We start from the raw sequence: 21,708 nt of genomic DNA, 5'->3' as shown, positions 1-21,708 counted from the left end.
CATCCATCGGCGACTTCAACGGCATCAAAAACATCGGTAACATTGAACTGACCAACGACACAGCCATCACCCAAGTGTCCCAAATCCAGTTGAATGACACCATCGTTGGTGCCCTGGTTGACAGCTATCAAGCTGCTAACACCACCACCCACCTCGAACGTCTGACGATTCGTGCCATCGACAACTTCAACGTTGCGAACGCAACTGTTGGTGTCTCCATCGATGCCGGTGCCTTGACAGCACAATCTTCACTGGACGTCACACTGGGCCGTGGTGCCAACTTCCTGAGCCTGGGTGCTGGTGCTGACCGCGTTGTGTTGCTGGGTAACTATGTTGCCGGTACTTACAACGTGACAGAAAACGGTGTTGCTCTGAATACAGAAGCCACAGCAACAGGCGTGGCACGTATCGTGACAGACACCATCAATCTGGGTGCAGGTAACGATACACTGGTCACTTACGGTGCGCTCAACCTGGCAGGTGCTACCTTGTCCGGTATTGAAAACATCACAGCGAACTCTGCTGTTGTGATCACTGCTTCCCAGTACGCTGCGCTGGTGGCTGCGCGTGCTGCATTGAGCTTGACTGGCCCGGTGCTGACGTTCTCTGGCGCGGGCCCACATCAACTGACGATCATTGATGATGTCGCCGGTGCGAATAATATTGATTTGTCCCTGATCTCTGTAACAGGTGGTGCACTGGTCTATGATGTGACTTCGTCTTCGAATGCGACAGGTGGCGGTGTCAACAACATCACGACGTCGAATGCGGTCACGCTTTCTGGTAGTGGCACCGCTAGTTCTGGCACGATAGGTACAAGTCCAACGAATGGCACTGGCAATGGCGCAGCCGCCAACGCTATCGCAGTGACTGCAGGTGGTGTATTCAACGGCACGCCCGGCACCAACGATAACTTTACCGCTAATGTGGCCGGACTGGTGGGAACGACCGTCAATGGTAATGGTGGTGACACCGACACCATCACCCTCTCTGGCGGTGGTACTGTCAATATCGGTGGCGGCAATACCATTACCAATATCAAGACGCTGGCGACCGATAATACGGCAACCAATATTGGTTTCACCGTGACCACATCCGGCATTTCCACCATAAATACGGGAAGTGGCGATGATACTGTCAACCTGAATAACTCTGGCAGTTCCATGTTGGCTGGCAATGTCAATCTGGGGGGCGGTAATAATACCTTGACCATGGAAGGCAAGGCATACACCGGCAGCTTTGTTGCCGGTTCAGGTAGTGATACCCTGAACCTGGTCAATGGCAGCAATATCAGCGCGGCCAATGTCAGTGGTTTTGAAATCGTCAACATCGCCAGCAATGCGTCTGTCACCATGACTGCGGCACAATTTGGCGGCTTTGTCACCATCAACGCACCGGCGACAGAGACGGTCACCTTCACGACTGTCGCGAATTTTAGCGGCAACGCTAATGTGGAAAATTATGTGCTGGCCAACGGCAGCAATACCTTTACTGCGGCAAGTGGATTGGGATTGCTGATTGGTGGCACGGGTAACGATACCTTCAATGCCAGTTCAGCCATTGTCACCGCTGCCACCAGCATTATCGGCAATGCGGGTAACGATACGCTCAATGTTGACGCTATTACTGCGGCTTTGAACATGTCTACCAAAGTATTAGGTGTAGAAACAGTGAATGTCACTGGCGGTACCAATGCTGCCTGGACTGTCACTAACGAAAACGGTGCTGGTGTGACTTTGAACTTCACCAAGTCTGCTGCTACGCCAATCAGTAATATCACTCTTGGTTCTGGTGGCCAGACCTTGAATATTTTGGGTACGGGCACAGGTTCAACGACTATCACTGGCGGTTCCGGTGTCGATACCATCAATTTGTCGACGACCGCAGCCGGGGCAGATGTGATTACAACTGGCTCGAATATCAATGCCATTGATACGGTCAATAATTTCAAGGCGGCTGGTGCAGACAGTTTCGGTACCGGGATTCAGGCGACATCCCTGGTTAACCTGACGATAGCCAATGCCGACACCAGCAACCTGGCAGCGGCGATTGCCACGGCAGCGACGGCGGCGAGTGCGAGCCTGGCGAACACAGGCCAGGCGTATACCGTCGTCGTCAACAGCGGTACGGCAGCGGGTACCTATGCTTTCCAAAATTCGGGCGGCAGTACAGGTTCGGTTGATGCAAGCGACTTTCTCATCAAACTGGGAGGGACGACAGGATCTATCGTTGTTGGTGATTTTGGTATTCCCAATACCGTTTCTGTCACTGCTGGTGGCACTTTTACGGGCGTTCCGGGTGCCAATGACCTGTTCACGTCCAGCATTCCTGGCCTGAATGGCACGACCATCAACGGGAATGCGGGAGATACCGATTCCCTGACCCTGACCACGGCGGGTACTGTCAACCTCAATAACGGCAACACAGGTGGCATCATCGGCAATGTCAAGATACTGAACCTGGCCAATGGCACCAATACCATCACATACAACACTTCAGCGGGCTTTACCACCATCAATGGTGGTACGGGCGACGATACCTTCATCCCCAATACGGCTTTGTTGCCCATCGTCGTTAATGCTGGCCTGGGTAGCGACACCATCGTGCTGACAGCCGCCTATGCTGCTACCGCATCCGGTTCGGGTACTTTCGCTGCGAATGTCACTGGTTTCGAAAAATTGCGGCTTACCAGCGTCACCAATCAGACCGTAGACTTGCAGACTCTGGGTAACTATAGCGACGTCACTTTCTCTGGCGCGAATGGACTGACATTGAGCAACTTGCCCAGCAATGGCAACATCACGCTGAATGGCTCGGGCACGGCCTTTACCATTTCCAATGCGGCGTTTGCAGGTGGTGTCAATGATATCGTCAACCTGACACTGACAGATGCCAGCACTTCTGCTATTGCCTTTGCCACCACTGGTATTACGGCATCCGGCGTCGAGACTTTCAATATCACAACCGTTGATGGTCAGGCCACGCCTACAGGTTTTTTCAATGACACGTTGACCATCCTCGGTAACTCGGTCAAGAGCATCAATGTCAGCGGTAATGCAGGCCTGACCATGCCAGCAAGCAGTACCTCGTTGATTAACGTCGATGCCAGCGGCATTACCCTCGGTGGCTTTACCTGGACAGCCAATGCCCTGACAGGCACGGCGACTGTCAAAGGCAGTGCCACCGGTACCAATACCGTCAACATGAACTCTGCCACGGCGGGTGTTAACTACACTGGTGGTAGTGGTAACGACAACGTCACGATCAACGCTACGGTTTCCAGCACAGCGTCTTTAGGTAACGGCAATAACAGCCTGGCCCTGAATGGCGTCACGATCCTCGGTACTTATACCGCTGGTAATACTGGTACAGATAGTCTGGCGTTCTTCTCCGCCATCCCTGACCTCAGCAATGCCACGATCACCGGTTTTGAAAACCTGACGGTAGTCAATAATGCCAACATCACGGCAACAATAGCCCAGATGTCGCAATTTACCGGCACCGTCAATGCATCAGGAACAGAAACACTGAATCTGACAACGTCTGGTACTTTCAATGCCATCAGCACGATAGAAAAGTACAACCTCGCCAACGGTACCAATAACTTCACCTCGGCCAACGTGGCCGTCAGTGTGATTGGCGGTACTGGTACGGATGTATTCAACTTTACTGCCAACCAGATCGTCAACTTCCTGACCACGGTGGATGGCGGCAATGGCATCGACATACTCAGCATCGGCGCTACCACAACCCAGAATATCGATCTGAGCACTAAGGTCGCCAACATAGAAATCGTCAACGTGGCAGGCAGCACAGGTACAGCCAGCCTTACTAACGTCGATGGTGCTGGCGTGACCTTGAACTACACCAAGAGCACAGGCGACAACACTATTACCCTGGGTAGCGGTGGCCAGACCCTGAACTTGCTGGGTTCCAGTGTTGCTTCCACCACCGTCACAGGTGGTGCAGCGGTGGATACCATTAACCTGCAGTTCTCAGGTTCTGGTTCTGAAACGCTGATAGAAACTGGGGCTAACATGTCTAACAAGAATCAGGTAGACATCGTAGGTAATTTCAATTCTACAGGTACGGATTACTTCAAGACCGGTGTCAACGCGGCGACTCTGGGTGTCGATGTCATTACTACTGCCACCACGGCCAACTATCTGACGGTAATAGCCGGTGACCTGGCTGCCCTTCTCAATAACAGTGGCCAGGCTTACCTGATCACGATACAGGGCGGTTCGGCAGCAGGTACTTATCTGTTCCAGAACACCGGCTCAGATACCAGCCAGTTTGACAGTACCGACTTCTTTGTACAATTGACGGGTACGGTTGGTACTATTTCGATTGGTAATCTGATTGCGTAAGGATAGGCTTTGTAACCAAGACAGCCAGTCTGCAATCTTGAGAACATCAGTGCTGCTGGCATGACCATTCGGTTAAACGTATTTTTAATGATACGAACGGAATAGGATTTAAAAAGAGCAGGTTTAGAAAGAACTTTCACAGCCCGGTCGCATTGTTGACCGGGCTGTTCTTCTTTCTGGAGAAAAATGAGCTTGCCGCGCATTCAGTTCCTGGAAGTGGAGGGGGATAAATTGACAGGATCACTCTGACAGGGGCATTTCAGTAAGCAAACGAATAGGCAGGCAATCCTGCAGGGAAAACATCTGATCAAGAAATGATGTATGGCTAAGATCGTAAGCACGTTCTAAGCTAAAGAAGGAAGGGCTTTTTTGGGACGCTGATCTTGAGGGTGTTTCCTGGAAGGGAAAAGGATGGGAGGCTTGTACAATTTTTGGGGGCCGGAGATGTACCTTAACCGGTATTTTTGTAGTAGCCGCTATCTGAATTGCCTACCTGATTTTACGCCGCGTACATAAAAACAAAGCTTTGAATTCTGACAGACTGGCTGTGCCATGGGTCATGGTGGAAAAAGGGCGGAAAAAAAAGAGTTACTGGCCTGGGCAAGTAACTCTTTCCTAAATTTGGCTCCCCGACCTGGACTCGAACCAGGGACCTGCGGATTAACAGTCCGTCGCTCTACCAACTGAGCTATCAGGGAATAGAAGATTTGATCATCTTCGTTAAACTTTTTTGTAGTGATTTTTTATTAAGTTCACTACTTACTTCAAATTCTGTGGCTCCCCGACCTGGACTCGAACCAGGGACCTGCGGATTAACAGTCCGTCGCTCTACCAACTGAGCTATCAGGGAACAGAGACAAAGATTATATGCGCCGGACCCGTGTTTGTCAACACTCTGACCAAATCGAATTACAAAACCTGGGTAATCGCCGCTATGACATTGTCGATATTTTTGCTGTTGAGGGCGGCTACGCAGATCCGTCCGGTATCAACGGCATAGATGGAATTCTTGTCGCGCAACTGGCCAACCTGTTCTTTTGTCAAACCAGAATACGAAAACATGCCACGTTGCTGGATGACGAAATCAAAGTTGTGGGCGGGGGCCTTGTCCTTGAGCTTGCTGACGAAAGCAGTACGCATTTCGCGTATGCGTACACGCATGCCTGCCAGTTCTTCTTCCCACAACTGGCGTAGTTCTGGCGTTGCCAGCACGGTTGCCACGACCTGGCCACCATGGGTCGGTGGGTTGGAGTAGTTGGTACGGATCACACGTTTCAATTGTGACATGATGCGTGCAGCTTCTTCGGCACTGGATGCGGCAATGCTCAGGGCACCGACACGTTCGCCATACAGCGAGAAAGACTTGGAGAAGGAGTTGGATACGAACAGGGCACCGCCAGCTTCTGAAAAGCGGCGTACAACCTTGCCATCGGCTTCGATGCCGTCACCAAAGCCCTGGTAAGCCATGTCGAGGAAGGGAACCAGATTACGTGTGCTGACGACTTCAATCACTTGTGTCCATTGATCATCAGTCAGGTCGGCACCGGTAGGGTTGTGGCAGCAGGCGTGCAACAGGACGATGGAGCCTTCAGGCATGGATTTCAATGCGGAAAGCATGCCGGCGAAGTTGACGCCACGGGTGCTGGCATCGTAATACGGGTAAGAATTGACTTTGAAACCAGCGGATTCAAACAGGGCGCGGTGGTTTTCCCAGCTTGGATCGCTGATCCAGACTTCAGAGTTCGGGCTGAAACGTTGCAAGAAATCAGCACCCAGCTTCAGGGCACCTGTGCCACCTATGGCTTGTGCGGTAATCGCGCGTTTTTCCTTGACGACGGCGCTGTCTGCGCCAAACACCAGTTCCTGCACTGCTTTATCATAGGCAGCCAGGCCTTCGATAGGCAGATAAGTGCGTGGGGCGAATTTTTCCATCAAAATAGCTTCGGCTTTTTTGACGCATTCCAGTAATGGCACCTTGCCATTATCATCATAGTATACGCCTACGCCCAGGTTGACCTTGGCGGCGTTCTGGTCAGCATTGAAGGCTTCGGTGATGCCCAGGATAGGGTCGCGGGGGGCCATTTCTATGGCAGAAAACAGGGAGGAAGAAGCAGGAGCAGTCATCGTGATAATATTGAAAGAGTTGTCGTTGCCGACAGTAAAGGTTGGAATGAGGCAGATCGCATAGTACAGCCACCTATTTTAGCAAAGGTAATCGCATCATGGCGGTAGCACCAGTCAATTCAGTGGCTTTGTCAGAACAGCTGGACGAAGCAAAATTTATCAGTTTCCCTGATTCACCTTATCAGTTGTATCAATTGTTCCAGCCGGCGGGTGATCAGCCAGCGGCCATTGCGCAATTGGTTGAGGGAATCAGTGACGGTTTGTTTTTTCAGACACTGCTGGGGGTGACGGGGTCGGGTAAGACCTATACGATGGCGAATGTCATCGCCAGAACCGGCAGGCCGGCGATTATTTTTGCACCTAATAAAACCCTGGCGGCACAGTTGTACAGTGAGTTCAGGGAATTCTTTCCACGCAATGCGGTAGAGTATTTTGTCAGTTATTACGATTACTATCAACCAGAAGCGTATGTTCCGCAGCGTGATTTGTTTATTGAGAAAGATTCTGCCATCAATGAACATATAGAACAGATGCGTCTGTCCTGTACCAAATCACTGATGGAAAGGCGGGATGTCATCATTGTGGCAACTGTGTCAGCCATCTATGGTATCGGTAACCCCAGTGAATACCACAAGATGATTTTGACCCTGCGCGCCAAGGACAAGGTCAGCCAGCGCGATGTGATTGCCCGTTTGATACAAATGCAGTACAAGCGCAATGAAGTTGATTTTGGGCGCGGTACCTTCCGCGTGCGTGGTGACACCATCGACATATTCCCGGCAGAACATGCCGAGATGGCTGTGCGCGTAGAAATGTTTGACGATGAAATCGAAAACCTGCAATTGTTTGATCCGCTGACCGGGCGTATCAAGCAAAAGATACCGCGTTTTACGGTTTACCCCAGTTCGCACTATGTGACGCCGCGAGAAACGGTCCTGCGTGCCATTGATACCATCAAGGAAGAATTGCGTGAGCGTCTGGATTTTTTCCGTCGTGAAAACAAGCTCATCGAAGAGCAGCGCATAGAGCAGCGCACCCGTTTTGACCTGGAAATGATGGCAGAGATCGGGTTCACCAAGGGCATTGAAAATTACTCGCGCCACCTGAGTGGTGCCAAGGCCGGTGAGCCGCCGCCAACCCTGGTGGATTATTTGCCGGCAGATGCCCTGATGTTCCTGGATGAATCACATGTACTGACAGGTCAGTTGAATGGCATGTACAACGGCGACCGGGCGCGCAAGACCAACCTGGTGGATTATGGCTTCCGCCTGCCGTCGGCGTTGGATAACAGGCCCTTGAAGTTTGCCGAATTCGAAAGCAAATTGCGCCAGACCGTATTTGTCTCGGCCACACCGGGTGATTATGAAGACAAGCATTCTGACCAGACGGTAGAACAGGTGGTCAGGCCTACCGGCCTGGTGGACCCGGAAATCGAGGTACGTCCGGCCCTGACCCAGGTCGATGATCTGATGAATCAGATTATCGAACGTGTAAAAAAAGAGGAGCGGGTACTGGTCACTACCTTGACCAAACGCATGTCGGAACAGTTGACCGAATTCCTGGGGGAAAACGGTATCAAAGTACGTTACCTGCATAGCGATATTGATACGGTCGAAAGGGTAGAGATCATCCGTGATTTGCGTCTGGGTACCTTTGATGTGCTGGTCGGCATCAACTTGCTGCGCGAGGGGCTGGATATTCCTGAAGTGTCATTGGTGGCGATACTGGATGCAGACAAGGAAGGTTTCCTGCGCTCTGAACGCAGCCTGATCCAGACTATAGGCCGGGCAGCGCGTAATTTGCATGGCAAGGCTATTCTGTATGCCGACAAGATGACCGATTCCATGCGGCGCGCCATAGGCGAAACTGAACGCCGTCGCAACAAGCAGTTAGCCTTTAACCTGGCCAATAATATTACCCCGGTTGGCATACGCAAACAGATCAAGGACATCATCGACGGCGTCTACAACCCGCAAGAAGCGCGGGAAGAGCTGGCAGTGGCGCAAGAGCAGGCGCGTTATGAAGTCATGAGCGAGAAACAGATCAGCCGTGAAATCAAGCGCCTGGAAAAACTCATGCTGGATCATGCGAAGAACCTGGAATTTGAAAAGGCAGCACAGGTCAGGGATCAGTTAGCGCATGTCAAACAGCAATTGTTTGGGGCCGGTGGACATGATTCGCTGGAACCGATTATCGTGAAATAAATGATGACTATGAATGCCGTAACCTTGAATGCACTTGCAAGCTTCCCGCAGCAGCTGGAAGCACATTATTCACTTATTCCGGAAGGTTTCCAGCATTGGGCTCCTGCATCATGGGATGGCGTGCCCAGCGAGCCGTTTACTGCCATTGAACAAGTCTGTCACATCAGGGATATCGAGATAGAAGGGTATCACCTGCGTTTTGAACGCACGCTCAATGAGCATCATCCCTTGCTGGCATCGATTGATAGTGAACCCCTGGCCAAAGAACGTGATTACGCCAGCCAGGACGTGGCTGAGGTATTTGCTGCATTTCGATCAGCCAGGCTAAAAACCATGGCTATCATCCATGATTTGCATGATGAACAGCTGCATCGTACTGCCGAATTTGAAGGCTACGGGCCGTTGACTTTGCGCAGCCTGATTCATTATTTATGCAGCCATGATCAACAGCACCTGGCCGGATTGCAGTGGCTGCTTGGCAAGATAGAGGCGTCGCGGGGGAGATAGCAGGTAAATCATTTACCGAAATTATTTACCCGAAATTATTTACTCTAAATACGGACCTGATTCCGCCCACCTTCCTTGGCCAGATATAACATCGCATCTGCCTTTAAAAACATTTCATTCTCGGTCTTGCAGGCGGGGAAGTCGGCGACACCACCGCTGAAGCTGAAATTCTTATGTTCACGGGGTTTGACTTCAAACGTGATTTTACCAAAAGCCTCGCGCATGGCGTCCAGCTTTTGTTTGCCCTGTTCCAGCGTACTGTCCCAGAACACGACGACAAATTCTTCACCGCCAAAGCGGCTTAACAGGTCGCGTTCGCCCAGTTGTGCAGACAAGACCAGAGACAGGCGTTTGATGACGATATCACCGAAATAATGGCCCCAGGTGTCATTGATGGTTTTGAATTTGTCGATATCGATGATGCCATACGCCAGTGCTTTGTCTTCCTTGGTAGCGCGGCGTATCCATTCCTGGGCTTTCTTTTGCAGGCCCACTTTGTTCAGCAGACCGGTAGCACGGTCGCGGCTAATCAGGTCTTTGCTGGCGCGGATTTTATTGATGCGGTTGATTAACTGACGGGTCAGGACATCGGCATCATTTGGCGTCAGTATTTCATCAAAACCGCTATCCAGTGCATGGCGGGCGAGGGCCGGGTTCTGGCTGCTTTGCAGCAGTATGATTTCACGGCCAGGATCAAATTCTATGTTTTTCTTCAGCACGCGAACCAATGCCTCGGTCTGCAGGTACTGCGCTTCTTCTATCAGTACCACATCCGGTTGTACTTCCTTGACGCGCACATGCAGCGAGCGGGCATCCTGATAGTGCAACAATTCTATCTGGTTGGCCGCCAGCAAGTCGATATCGAGCATAGGCTTGTCGCCAAGATAGACAACGGTATTCGATTCACCGCGTTTATTCTGGGCAAAAATATTGAACAGTTTGTCGACCAGCACTTCATTGGCAATCGGTTTTTCTGCATAGGCCAGGCAATTGCTGTTGACCAGTTTTTGTTGCAGCAGGAAACGTTCACCCTGACGTACCGTTTGCAGAAAGATGTAATTTTTATCGGCAGGCAGGCGTTGCAGCAAATCACCGAGGAACATGGTTTGACGACGATTGTGCTGCATGTCGTCCTGCATGTTGTAAAGCACATCCAGGTCAATCACAAACAGATTGTTACCTTCGGAACTTTGCACCGCCATGACGAAGTCGCTCATCTGGACAAAAAACAGGATGTCGAAATCGTATTTGTGCGCACACAGTAATAATTCGTTTTTGTTGTCCTTGATGAAAAAGGTCTGTGTGAACAGCATTACCTGATTCTTATACAATAATTCCACTTCCGCCATTTTGTCTCCATACGAGTGGTGCTGTGCTTTTGCTGTTCATGCAAGATCAATTTTATACGAGTTCTTGTCATCTCCAGAACAAAGGCTGAGCAATTATGTCGGATAAGGCAATTATGTAACGTAATGAAGGCATTCAAAGCTTAATTTACGGTTTAATGTGTATTAAATGACAACTATGTCGTCCGTACACTGCCTCGCCTTATCGTACCAGGAGGAAGTGGTGATTTTTCTGGGGGCGAACGGAGGTCTTTTTGCATGATGTAGTAACCCGTCATTACCACCTTGCACTGAATTTGCTCAACAATCAGTTTCCATTTATACATAATCAGGAGACATCATGGCTGCCAAGAAAATTCTTATGCTGGTGGGTGATTTTGTGGAAGATTACGAGGCCATGGTGCCTTTCCAGAGCCTGCTGGCCGTTGGGCATCAGGTTCATGCAGTTTGTCCGGACAAGAAGGCGGGTGATTTTGTCGCCACTGCCATCCATGATTTTGAAGGACAGCAAACCTATACCGAAAAACCCGGCCATCGCTTCACCATCACCCATGACTTTGTCAGTGTGAAGGCGGAGGAATACGATGCGCTGCTGATACCAGGTGGCCGCGCGCCTGAGTATTTGCGTTTGAATCCGCAAGTGATTGCCATCGTCCAACATTTTGCACAGGCGAATAAACCCATCGCTGCGGTATGCCATGGAGCCCAGATTTTGGCGGCGGCCAAAGTGCTGGAGGGTGTCAAGTGTTCAGCTTACCCGGCCTGCCAGCCCGAAGTCGAAGCAGCTGGCGGCCATTACGCCAATATTGCCGTGACGGAAGCGGTGACTTATAAAAACTTCGTGACTGCCCCAGCGTGGCCTGCTCACCCTGCCTGGATAGGGCAGTTCTTGCAATTGCTGGGTACGGAAATTAAATTGTAAATCAGACATTGACGTATAATCATTGCGTAGACTTAGCTGATGATATGCGGGAGGGATGATGTGTGAGATCTTTGTAAAAGCCGATCCGGCCCTGTACGCATCCAAGGCACGTTCCATACGCCTGCATGGTGTCGTCACTTCGATACGTCTGGAGAAACTGTTCTGGCAAGTCTTGCAGGAAATAGCCGAGCGCGATGGCATGAATATCAATCAGCTCATTACCAAGCTGTATGATGAATTGATGGCGTATCGCGGCCAAATCGACAATTTTTCATCTTTCCTGCGGGTTTGCTGCCTGCGCTATACGTCGCTGATGCTGGATGGCGAGATCGTCAACGACAAGCACTTGCCACTTGCCGGTTTGCGCAATACAAAAAACGGCAGCAGCGGCTTCCTGATCTGATGCGGTAATCTTAAAAAATAAGTTTAAAAAATAAGCTTAAAAAAATGCCGGACTGGCTTGACCAGGTCCGGCATTTTTATGGATGCATGTTTGAAACTCAGCCAGCGGCAACACGCTGGGCAATATGCTCCAGCGCTTCTTCTACCTGATCGATAAGGATCAGGCACAGGTCGCCAGCTTCCAGCCTGTCCATCGCCAGGTCTATCGCGATGAATTCGCCGGTGATTTCATCAACGCGTGAGGTTTTGCTGGCATTCGCCAGACCGGCGCGCAAGAGGGCGATGACTTCACCGTCGGCACGGCCACGCTGACATTGATCCTGGTACAGGACCACGTCATCAAACGCTTCACCGAGGATTTCGGTTTGCTGGCGGATGTCCTGGTCTCGACGGTCACCGGCACCGCTGATGACGACAGAACGGCGTTTGGCTGGCATGGTTTCTACCGCACGCACCAATGCCAGAATGGCGTCCGGGTTATGGCCATAATCGGCAATCAGGGTCGCGCCACGGAAATTGAATACATTGAAACGACCGGGCGCATTGTCGGCTTCATTCGCAAATGTTTTCAGGCCGGCGCGTATGCTGTCCCAACTGATATTCACGGCCCAGGCGGCGGCCACCGATGCCATCACGTTTTCTACCTGGAAGCCTATGCTGCCATTGCGGGTGATGGGAATATCGGACAGCGGAATGCTATGGCGGGTTTTGCCTTCAGCGGCGACCAGATGGCCATTTTCAACATAGACGGCACGTCTGCCCTGAGCACGGTGGGCGGACATGACAGGGTGCTGGTGATCGGCTGCAAAGAAGATGACGGGAGAAGGGCAGTTGGATGCCATGTTGGCGACGATGGGGTCAGCCGCATTCAGCACGGCATAGCCATTGTCAGCCACGTTTTGCACGATCACGCGTTTCAGTACAGCCAGGTCTTCAACTGTGGTGATGTAGTTCAGGCCCAGATGATCGCCAGAGCCGATATTGGTGACTACGGCCACCTGGCAACGGTCATACGCCAGACCTTCGCGCAAGACACCACCACGGGCAGTTTCAAAGACGGCAGCATCGACATCCGGATGTGACAAGACATTGCGGGCGCTGCGCGGGCCACTGCAATCACCGCTGTCTATCTGGCGGCCAGCTACGTACACGCCATCCGTATTGGTCATGCCTGTGCGCAAGCCGCTGGCGGTCAGCAGGTGGGCGATCAGGCGTACGGTGGTGGTTTTGCCATTGGTGCCGGTGACGGCAATAATCGGAATGCGTCCGTCATCATTGTCATCAAACATGGATGCGATAATGGCTTCACCGACCGGGCGGCCCTTGCCAAAGGACGGTGACAAGTGCATGCGCAAGCCCGGTGCAGCATTGACTTCGACGATGCCACCGTTTTGCAATTCTATGGGTTTCAATACGCTGTCGCAGACCAGGTCCACACCGCAAATATCCAGGCCGACCATGTGTGCAGCAGCGATGGCACGTGCGGCGACTTCCGGATGCACATCATCGGTGACATCGGTAGCGGCCCCGCCTGTCGACAGGTTGGCATTATTGCGCAAGACAACGCGCTGGCCTTTGGGCGGGATGGAATCGGCTTCAAAGCCTTGTTTCGCCAGGCTGGCGAGGGCAATATCATCGAAGCGTATTTTGGTCAGGGAAGTGGAGTGACCACTGCCACGGCGCGGGTCTTTATTGACCTGTTCCACCAGTTCCCGGACGGTTTTCTTGCCATCGCCAACCACTTGTGGCGGGTCACGACGGGCGGCGGCAACCAGCTTGTTGCCCACCACCAGCAGGCGGAAATCATTACCGGGCAAAAAGCGTTCAACCAGGATGTCATCACGGAATTCACTGGCGGCATGAAAACCGGCATCCAGTTGTTCACGGGTGGTCACGTTGACGGTCACGCCTTTACCCTGATTGCCGTCCTTGGGTTTGACGACCACTGGCAGGCCAATTTCCTGCGCGGCTTTCCAGGCATCGTCAGGGTCGGATACTGAACGTCCCAGCGGCACAGGCACACCAGCTGCGTGCAGCAATTTTTTGGTCAGTTCCTTGTCTTGCGCAATGGCTTCGGCAATGGCGCTGGTGCCATCCATTTCGGCGGCCTGTATCTTGCGCTGGCGGCTGCCCCAGCCAAAGGCGACCAGGCTGCCATCGGTCAGGCGGCGGTACGGGATATTGCGGGCCACGGCGGCATTCACGATGGAGCCGGTTGACGGACCCAGGCGCACATCTTCATCCAGTTCACGCAATTGATCCAGCGCGGCGGTCAGGTCAAAGGATTCGTGTTTCAGCGCTGCCTGTATGAGTTTTTCTGCCAGTTCCACAGCCAGGCGGCCCACTGCTTCTTCGCTGTATTCGACCACGACCTGGAAGACGCCGGCTTCCAGGGTTTGTGTGGTGCGGCTGAATGTGACCGGGCAACCGGCTTCTGCCTGCAGACCAAGGGCGGTTAGTTCAAATACATGGGCCATGGGGATGGCGTCATCATGACCGGTGGGCTGCAAGATGCTCAATTCAGGGAACAAGGCACGCAAACGGTCTTCAAATCCGTTCAGGCCAGCAATTGACAGCTCTTCCTTGGTGCAGGTAACAATCGCTTCTATGGCCGTATGGTGGCTCCAGAGATTGGGACCGCGCAGGGCACGGATGCGTGATACTTCCATAAAACTTAGTCCTGTTGAAAAAGGCGTCAAACAACGGTGCGCTGCGTTTCAGCATACTGGCTTTTTACAAGCCAGGGATCACACCGTCAGAGAAATAGCAAATAAGTAGAAAATAAGCAGCAAATAAGCAGAAAATTCTAAGAAAATACGTCAATAATTATTTGTGCCAGTGTTCTTTTGTGAGCACCTGGCACGGTATGTCTGAATGTGTCACTGCGGGTCACTCCGCGTTACTCCGCTTTACTCATTGACTCAATACGCAGGTTTCTGGCTGGAGTCAAAAGTCCGCAGTCCGGCACCTATCAATTCCGGCGTGATATTCAGGGCCCAGGCTGCGGCGACTGATGCCAGTACACTTTCCAGTTGCGCGACCTTGGCGGGTTTCAATGAGCTCAATGGCAGCAGGGCAGATTCGTTTTTCCCATCCGCCAGGACGATATGTTGATCACGCAAAAATACCACGCGCTCACCCAGGGCACGATGCTTGACGATGGCTTCCAGTTCCGGGTCCAGGCCGTAATAAATCACCTTACCGTCACATAGTTCTGCCAGGTCCACCACAGCAGGGTCAGCCGCATTCAATACCGCTACACCATCCGGCAGGATGACATCAACCTGGGTGCGGATGATCTTGCGCATCTGGTCCGGGCTGTCGATGTAGTGGGCGGCCAAGTCGGCATAACCTTCGAGATCGGTGACGACACCGACGGCGCATTTGTCATACGCCAGACCGTCAGTGAGTATGGTTTTGGCATTGGTTTCAAACACCGCAGCCTGTACCGAGCGGTTGATCAGCAAACGCTGACCTGCTTCCCAGTTGGCGCAATTGCCATCGGTGACCAGACGCTTGTTCAGGTACAGGCCCTGGGCGCAGGCGACCCCGGTTTCCTTGCCGCTGATATGGATCAGTGCACCGATCAGGCGGGCGATCAGGCTGCAGCCTTTGGTACCGGCAACGCCGACGATGCTGATGCGACCGGTTTCATCCGGTGCAAACAAATGATTGATGATGGCCTTGCCAACCGGACGGCCTTCGCCATTTGCCGGTTTGATGTGGGCCAGCAGGCCCGGGCTGGCGTTGACTTCGATAATCGCTGCACCCTGTTCCAGCATGGGGCGGGAAATGTCTTCTGCAACCAGATCAACACCAGCAATATCCAGGCCGATGATACGCGCCGCCAGCGTCGCGGCGTAAGCAATCTCGGGATGTATCTGGTCGGTGACATCCAGTGCGACGTTACCGTTAGGCTGTATCAGGACTTTTTGTCCGGCCAGCGGGATGGAATTGGCATCCATGCCCTGGCGTTTTAATTCCAGTATGATTTCTGCGCCAGCGGCAGGGTCCAGTGCATTCAGCGGGCAATCTTCGGTGGTGCCACGGCGCGGGTCGATGTTGATCTGGCTATCAACCAGTTCGGTGATATTCGATGTGCCATCGCCAGTCACCCACAGCGATTCACCTTTGCCAACCGCGACCACCTGGTTACCGACCACCAGCACGCGATGCTCGTCACCGGTGACAAAACGTTCGACGATGACGCTTTTGCTTTCACCCTTGCGGGCTGCCAGTTCATAGGCGGCAATCACGTCTTCCTTGCTCATCAGGTTTAATGAAACACCACGGCCATGGTTACCGTCATACGGTTTGATGACGACCGGCAGGCCGATATCCTGTGCTTCTTCCCAGGCTTCTTCGGCACTGCGCACCAGTGAACCTTCAGGCACCGGCACACCGCAGGATTGCAGCAGGGTCTTGGTCAGGTCTTTGTCGCTGGCGATGCTTTCAGCAATCGCGCCAGTACGATCGGTTTCAGCCGTCCAGATGCGACGTTGTGCAGCGCCATGGCCCAGTTGCACCAGGTTGCCATCGGTCAGGCGTATGGAAGGAATGCGGCGCTCCGTCGCGGCATCAACGATGCTGGCGGTACTCGGTCCCAGGCAGCGGTCATCGACTAGTTCACGCAATTCGCTCACTTTTGCCTGCACGTCAAAGGGCTGATCTTCTATCGCCGCCATCAGCAAATCACGTCCGATTTGCAGGGCAGCGCGGCCAACCTGTTCTTCACGGGTGCGGAATGCCATTTTGTAGACACCGGCCACATTGGTAGAGCGGGTCTGGCCAAAACCGGTACGCATGCCCGCCAGGTTTTGCAATTCCAGCGCGACGTGTTCAAGGATATGGCCTGACCAGGTACCTTCGCGCAGACGTTCAAGAAATCCGCCGCGTTCACCGACACCACAGCGATGTTCTATGATGCCTGGCAACCAGGCAGTCAGGCGTTCGTACAGGCCGGGAATCTTATTCGATGGAAATTCTTCCAGCGCACCAATATCCAGCACTGCTTCTATGACAGGGCGGTAAGTCCAGATATTCGGGCCACGCAAGTGTGTTGCGCTAAGAATGCGGATGTCTTTCTTGTTTGTTGTCATGTATGTAAACTTTTATAAGCCTGGTTATACAGACCAGATCTTGTCATTTTTTGCAGGACTTGCATAAAATCGCGCCTATGCGTTGCTGCAACTTGTTACAGCTTGCCGTAACATTTTTCCTGAGTCCAATTGTAGAGCTTTTCTTCGTTTCCCTGAATGAACCATTTTTCCGCAAGGAAGTCTTGCTAAAGTAGTAATGGCACGTGGTATATCGTATTGAAAGCGAATTGGAAAGGCACGCTTGCTGATATACTTGCGCGCCAGCGCAAAAGCAGTTCATCCTCTTGATCAGATTTACCTGATTATTTTTCTTTCGATAGAATACCGTAAATTGCTGCTTCCGTGACATGGCTTATGCCTGAAACGGAAACCAAGTTATCCCTTTTGCTAAAAAATATGTCCTGATTTTATTCAGGACCAGCTCTTGAGCCGGAGTTCGTTTCACGATGACCACAACACAATTCAATCCAGAGCAGCCTGTTCTGTCGCTACCTGCGAGCTGGCAAGCCGAATTGAGCAAACAGATCACACAAGGCGAAAACGTCTTGACCACCCTTGAGGTTGACCTCGACAGCAAACTTCGCTTTCGCAAAGGCATGCTGGTTCTCACTGACCGCCGTTTGCTGACAAAAGCACCTGACGCCACTGACTGGCAGGAATGGGAATTTCGCCAGGGCTTGCAATTAAGTCATCACGATCATGCCGGTGTAGGTCATCTGGAATTGACAGATGAGCAGGGCTTGCTGGCCAACTGGCGTTTTACCCTGGGCCAGAACCTGCATGCAATACGCCTGCTGGATCAGTTCAAGGAACAGTTGCAAAGTCATGTGACCGGCAAGCCGGTGGTACGTGCCGAACAAAATATCTGTCCTAGCTGCAAGGCTGTGCTGGAGCCAGATCAGGATGAATGCCCGGTCTGCACCAAGGTCATCTATACGCCGCCATCCACCTGGACCTTGCTGCGCCTGTGGCGCTTTGCCCATCCTTACCGTCTGCAACTGTCCATTGGCTTTACCCTGATGTTGCTGGGTACGGCAGCGCATATGATCCCGCGCTACCTGACCAAGCCATTGACGGATGAGGTATTGATCCCTTACCAGAACGGTCAATATGTCGACCCTAAACTGGTGATGATCTACATCGGTGGCCTGCTCGGTTCAGCCGTGGTTGCCTGGCTGCTAAGCTGGGGCAAGACCTATATCCTGGCCCTGGTGTCCGAGCGCATAGGGGCGGATTTGCGTACTGCCACGTATGAACATTTGTTGAAACTGTCGCTCGAATATTTTGGCGGCAAACGTACCGGTGACCTGATGTCGCGCATAGGCAGTGAAAGTGACCGCATCTGCGTTTACCTGTCCCTGCATCTGCTGGATTTTGCGACCGATGTATTGATGTTTTTCATGACGGCGGTGGCGCTGTTGCAAATCAATACCAAGCTGGCCCTGGTGACCTTGCTGCCTTTGCCCTTTATCGCCTGGATGATCCATCTGGTACGTGACAAACTGCGTACCGGTTTTGAAAAGATAGACAGGGTCTGGGGTGAGGTCACCAACGTGCTGGCCGATACCATACCCGGCATACGCGTGGTCAAGGCCTTTGCCCAGGAGACGCGCGAAGCAGGTCGTTTCCGTGAAGCGAACAAACATAATCTGGCCGTCAATGACAAACTCAACAAGGTGTGGTCATTGTTTTCACCGACAGTATCCTTCCTGACTGATCTGGGCATCCTGGTAGTCTGGGGTTTTGGTATCTGGCAGGTATCGCGTAATGAAATTACCGTCGGTGCGCTGGTGGCTGCTGTTGCCTTTATCAGCAATTTCTATGGCCGTATTGATTCCATGAGCCGCATCGTTTCAGTGACGCAGAAATCGGCGTCGGCAGCCAAGCGTATTTTCGACATCCTTGACCATGTATCAAGCGTGCCTGATCCGCAAAATCCGGTGAAGGTAAAAGAAGTCAAAGGCCAGATAGAATTGCGCGAAGTCGGTTTTCGCTACGGTAACCGGGCGGTGAATCGCGGCATCAATCTGAACATCAAGCCGGGTGAAATGATCGGCTTGGTGGGGCATAGCGGTTCTGGCAAAAGTACGCTGGTCAACCTGATCTGCCGTTTCTACGATGTATCCGAAGGCGCGATTTTATTGGATGGTGTGGATATACGTTCGTTTGCGGTATCAGATTACCGCAGCAATATCGGTCTGGTATTGCAAGAACCTTTCCTGTTCTTCGGCACCATTGCCGAAAATATCGCCTATGGCAAACCGGCTGCAAGCCGTGATGAAATCATTGCCGCAGCGCGTGCTGCGCATGCCCATGAATTCATACTGCGTTTGCCGCAGGGCTATGATTCCATGGTCGGTGAACGTGGCCAGGGCTTATCGGGTGGTGAGCGCCAGCGTATTTCTATTGCCCGCGCCTTGCTGATCGATCCACGTATTTTGATCATGGATGAAGCCACCTCTTCTGTCGATTCACAAACAGAAAAAGAAATCCAGAAAGCGCTGGATAATCTGGTACAAGGCCGTACCACTATCGCCATTGCCCATCGCTTATCGACGCTGCACAAGGCCGACCGCCTGGTGGTGCTGGACCGTGGCCAGGTTGTGGAAGTAGGTGGCCATGATGAATTGATGGCGAAAGAAGGAGCCTACTACAGGCTGTATCAGGCACAGGCACGGAATGCGGCAGAAAACGTGGCAGAGCTGGCGGAGGATTGAACACATGAGCACTACAAAATTTGAACTCAGCCGCAATGCGTTTGGCAAACTCATCCTCACCAATGAAGCCGGTGAAGTATTTGAAGGTGTCAGTCCGGTCAGGGCATTTCCTATCCAGTCGCCATTGATCAGCATCTCCATGGTATTGAGCGATGGCCGCGAAGTGGCGTGGATAGATCAGCTTGACGATTTGTCGGAAAAGTCCAGGATACTGGTACTGGAAGAGCTGGAAGGGCGCGAATTCATGCCCGAAATCAGCCGTATTGCCAGCGTCACCAGCTTTGCCTTGCCCTGCACCTGGAAAGTCAGCACCGACAGGGGCGAGACAGAATTTGTACTGAAAGGCGATGAAGACATCCGCCGTATTGGCCGCGCATCCTTACTGATTACCGACAATCACGGCATACAGTTTTTGATACGTGACATGTTTGAAATAGACAGGCACAGCCGCAAAATTCTGGATCGCTTCCTGTAATACATCCCGTTAGTTGGCAAATTCGTGTGCGTAGAGGTTGGTGTCTTTCGTTTCACCAGCCAGTACCACAACGGCTTCCAGCACAAAACCCAGGCTTTGCAGCAATTTATTCGAGTTGTCATTCGTGGGCGAGGTGATGGCAGCCAGTGTCGACAACTGCAAATGGCTGTGCGCATAATCGACAACGGCCCTGGCGGCTTCCCTGGCATAACCCTGGCCCACATACTGCGGCAGAAAAGCATAGCCGATGTCGATATTTTTCAGGGTTTCGCGTTTTACCAGACCACATATTCCCATGGGCTGCGCATCGTCCTTGCGTTCAACCACATACAGACTGAAGCCATTCTTTGCCTGGCTGGTCAGCGGCCCATTGATGATGGCTTCCTTTGCGGCTTCCACTGTACGTATACCCTTGTCGTGGATATTCTCGATGAAGCTGGGGTCATTGATCAGCGTCAGATAAAAGTTCGCGTCATCGATGGTCATGACTCTTAAATTCAATCTTTCCGTGCTGAGTATCTGCATTTTTATTCCTGGAAGCTAGTGCAGCACTACACTAACCAATCGTCGCAATCACCGGCGCATGATCCGATGGTTGCTCCCACTTGCGTGGCACGCGGTCGATGACGCAGGACGTGCATTGTTTTGCCAGCTCTGCCGACAACAGGATGTGGTCTATGCGCACACCTTTGTTCAGGCGGAAGCCCAGCGCACGGTAATCCCACCAGCTAAAGGATTTTTCTGCCTGTTCAAACTGGCGGAAGCTGTCTGTCAGACCCAGGGCAATCAGGTTTTTCAGGGCAGTTCTTTCTTCTGGTGACACCAGGTTCATGCCTACCCAGGCGGCGGGGTCATGCACATCGCGGTCTTCGGGGGCGATATTGTAATCACCCAGTACGGCCAGTTTGGGGTGGCGTGTCATTTCTTCCCTGATCCAGTTTTCCAGCGATGCCAGCCATTTCAGCTTGTACTGGAATTTATCGGAATCCGGCGCCTGACCATTCGGTACATAGGCGCAAATGATGCGCATGCCCAGTATGGTGGCCGCAATGATGCGTTGCTGTTCATCTTCAAACTGAGGATTGTTTTTCTGTACATCTGTGATCGGGTGTTTCGATAAAATCGCCACACCGTTATAGGTTTTTTGTCCGGTAAAGGCGACCTGGTAACCGGCGGCTTCTATCTCTGCCTGCGGGAATTTGTCATCCGTCAGTTTGGTTTCCTGTATGCACAGGACATCGACAGGATTGGTTTCCAGCCACTGCAAGACTTGCGGCAGCCTGACCTTCAGGGAGTTAACGTTCCAGGTAACTAATTTCATGTTTTTATCGATTGTGTTGATGCGTTTTTGTCGCGCATCCGGATTAATGTGGCTGTGCTGACACAGCTTGGCTGAGCATTATTATACGGTTTCTATCACTAGCGTCCGGTTAAAAGTCGAATAAATTCAATTGGTTAGCGTTGGGTGCTGTTTCAGAAATGTAGTCATCGGTCTGAAAGGCGCATGAAATCTCAGTTTTCTCAAAAACAGAGACCGATAAG

General features: G+C 52.1%; 13 protein-coding genes and 2 tRNA genes. 7 read left to right on the top strand and 8 right to left on the bottom strand.

What is annotated here, in order from left to right:
* On the top strand, positions 1-4,370 hold a 4,370-nt coding region (locus tag ACO0K9_RS27595; protein ID WP_422990537.1), incomplete at its 5' end, for a beta strand repeat-containing protein.
* 622 nt (positions 4,371-4,992) lie between these two features.
* Here the strand turns inward: ACO0K9_RS27595 and ACO0K9_RS27590 are convergent.
* The 3 genes from ACO0K9_RS27590 to ACO0K9_RS27580 form a co-directional block, all read right to left on the bottom strand.
* Positions 4,993-5,068, bottom strand: a tRNA-Asn gene (locus ACO0K9_RS27590).
* 76 nt (positions 5,069-5,144) lie between these two features.
* Positions 5,145-5,220, bottom strand: a tRNA-Asn gene (locus ACO0K9_RS27585).
* 59 nt (positions 5,221-5,279) lie between these two features.
* Positions 5,280-6,494 carry an aromatic amino acid transaminase gene (locus ACO0K9_RS27580; RefSeq protein WP_422990535.1) on the bottom strand — a complete coding sequence of 405 codons (1,215 nt, stop codon included), beginning with the start codon at positions 6,492-6,494 and terminating at the stop codon, positions 5,280-5,282.
* A 98-nt stretch (positions 6,495-6,592) separates the two neighbouring features.
* Here ACO0K9_RS27580 and uvrB point away from each other — a divergent pair, with 98 nt between their 5' ends.
* Both uvrB and ACO0K9_RS27570 read left to right on the top strand, forming a co-directional pair.
* Positions 6,593-8,698, top strand: a complete 2,106-nt coding sequence (gene uvrB, locus ACO0K9_RS27575) for an excinuclease ABC subunit UvrB (protein ID WP_422990533.1) — start codon at positions 6,593-6,595, stop codon at positions 8,696-8,698.
* 9 nt (positions 8,699-8,707) lie between these two features.
* On the top strand, positions 8,708-9,205 hold the full coding sequence (locus ACO0K9_RS27570; RefSeq protein WP_422990531.1) for a DinB family protein: 498 nt from the start codon (positions 8,708-8,710) through the stop codon (positions 9,203-9,205).
* Positions 9,206-9,249: 44 nt separating this feature from the next.
* Here ACO0K9_RS27570 and ACO0K9_RS27565 read toward each other — a convergent pair whose 3' ends face one another.
* The gene (locus ACO0K9_RS27565) at positions 9,250-10,554 is read right to left on the bottom strand and encodes a GGDEF domain-containing protein (protein WP_422990529.1); all 1,305 of its coding nucleotides are present in this window, start codon (positions 10,552-10,554) and stop codon (positions 9,250-9,252) included.
* Positions 10,555-10,891: 337 nt separating this feature from the next.
* On the opposite strand from ACO0K9_RS27565, the gene ACO0K9_RS27560 reads away from it, so the two are divergent.
* Together ACO0K9_RS27560 and ACO0K9_RS27555 are read left to right on the top strand one after the other, a co-directional pair.
* The gene (locus ACO0K9_RS27560; RefSeq protein WP_422990528.1) at positions 10,892-11,473 is read left to right on the top strand and encodes a DJ-1/PfpI family protein; all 582 of its coding nucleotides are present in this window, start codon (positions 10,892-10,894) and stop codon (positions 11,471-11,473) included.
* A 58-nt stretch (positions 11,474-11,531) separates the two neighbouring features.
* Positions 11,532-11,876 (top strand): ribbon-helix-helix domain-containing protein, encoded by a 345-nt coding sequence (locus ACO0K9_RS27555; RefSeq protein ID WP_422990526.1) that lies wholly within the window; start codon positions 11,532-11,534, stop codon positions 11,874-11,876.
* Positions 11,877-11,973: 97 nt separating this feature from the next.
* Here the strand turns inward: ACO0K9_RS27555 and cphA (ACO0K9_RS27550) are convergent, their stop codons facing one another.
* Positions 11,974-14,544 (bottom strand): cyanophycin synthetase, encoded by a 2,571-nt coding sequence (cphA, locus tag ACO0K9_RS27550; RefSeq protein ID WP_422990524.1) that lies wholly within the window; start codon positions 14,542-14,544, stop codon positions 11,974-11,976.
* 252 nt (positions 14,545-14,796) lie between these two features.
* The gene (cphA, locus tag ACO0K9_RS27545) at positions 14,797-16,974 is read right to left on the bottom strand and encodes a cyanophycin synthetase (protein WP_422990522.1); all 2,178 of its coding nucleotides are present in this window, start codon (positions 16,972-16,974) and stop codon (positions 14,797-14,799) included.
* Between the two features lie 446 nt (positions 16,975-17,420).
* On the opposite strand from cphA (ACO0K9_RS27545), the gene ACO0K9_RS27540 reads away from it, so the two are divergent.
* Together ACO0K9_RS27540 and ACO0K9_RS27535 are read left to right on the top strand one after the other, a co-directional pair.
* Positions 17,421-19,691 carry an ABC transporter ATP-binding protein gene (locus ACO0K9_RS27540; RefSeq protein ID WP_422990520.1) on the top strand — a complete coding sequence of 757 codons (2,271 nt, stop codon included), beginning with the start codon at positions 17,421-17,423 and terminating at the stop codon, positions 19,689-19,691.
* Between the two features lie 4 nt (positions 19,692-19,695).
* Entirely contained in the window at positions 19,696-20,166 is a 471-nt protein-coding gene (locus tag ACO0K9_RS27535) for a DUF1854 domain-containing protein (RefSeq protein WP_422990518.1), read from the top strand.
* A gap of 9 nt (positions 20,167-20,175) precedes the next feature.
* Here ACO0K9_RS27535 and ACO0K9_RS27530 read toward each other — a convergent pair whose 3' ends face one another.
* Positions 20,176-20,691, bottom strand: a complete 516-nt coding sequence (locus ACO0K9_RS27530; protein WP_422990516.1) for a GNAT family N-acetyltransferase — start codon at positions 20,689-20,691, stop codon at positions 20,176-20,178.
* A gap of 31 nt (positions 20,692-20,722) precedes the next feature.
* Positions 20,723-21,487, bottom strand: coding sequence for an exodeoxyribonuclease III (xth, locus tag ACO0K9_RS27525; RefSeq protein WP_422990514.1), 765 nt, complete (start codon positions 21,485-21,487; stop codon positions 20,723-20,725).
* Between the last annotated feature and the right edge of the window lie 221 nt (positions 21,488-21,708).

The organism is Undibacterium sp. Ji50W (assembly GCF_049340445.1).
Classification (GTDB): Bacteria; Pseudomonadota; Gammaproteobacteria; order Burkholderiales; family Burkholderiaceae_D; genus Undibacterium.
The sequence above is the reverse complement of the archived record's forward strand: the minus strand, read 5'-3'. Positions and strand labels throughout refer to the sequence as shown.

Bases quoted from the DNA above. Each gene is read 5' to 3' on its own strand.
- ACO0K9_RS27580 (WP_422990535.1), bottom strand. From the start codon at position 6,494: ATGACTGCTCCTGCTTCTTCCTCCCTGTTTTCTGCCATAGAAATGGCC.
- uvrB (WP_422990533.1), top strand. From the start codon at position 6,593: ATGGCGGTAGCACCAGTCAATTCAGTGGCTTTGTCAGAACAGCTGGAC.
- ACO0K9_RS27570 (WP_422990531.1), top strand. From the start codon at position 8,708: ATGAATGCCGTAACCTTGAATGCACTTGCAAGCTTCCCGCAGCAGCTG.
- ACO0K9_RS27565 (WP_422990529.1), bottom strand. From the start codon at position 10,554: ATGGCGGAAGTGGAATTATTGTATAAGAATCAGGTAATGCTGTTCACA.
- ACO0K9_RS27560 (WP_422990528.1), top strand. From the start codon at position 10,892: ATGGCTGCCAAGAAAATTCTTATGCTGGTGGGTGATTTTGTGGAAGAT.
- ACO0K9_RS27555 (WP_422990526.1), top strand. From the start codon at position 11,532: ATGTGTGAGATCTTTGTAAAAGCCGATCCGGCCCTGTACGCATCCAAG.
- cphA (WP_422990524.1), bottom strand. From the start codon at position 14,544: ATGGAAGTATCACGCATCCGTGCCCTGCGCGGTCCCAATCTCTGGAGC.
- cphA (WP_422990522.1), bottom strand. From the start codon at position 16,974: ATGACAACAAACAAGAAAGACATCCGCATTCTTAGCGCAACACACTTG.
- ACO0K9_RS27540 (WP_422990520.1), top strand. From the start codon at position 17,421: ATGACCACAACACAATTCAATCCAGAGCAGCCTGTTCTGTCGCTACCT.
- ACO0K9_RS27535 (WP_422990518.1), top strand. From the start codon at position 19,696: ATGAGCACTACAAAATTTGAACTCAGCCGCAATGCGTTTGGCAAACTC.
- ACO0K9_RS27530 (WP_422990516.1), bottom strand. From the start codon at position 20,691: ATGCAGATACTCAGCACGGAAAGATTGAATTTAAGAGTCATGACCATC.
- xth (WP_422990514.1), bottom strand. From the start codon at position 21,487: ATGAAATTAGTTACCTGGAACGTTAACTCCCTGAAGGTCAGGCTGCCG.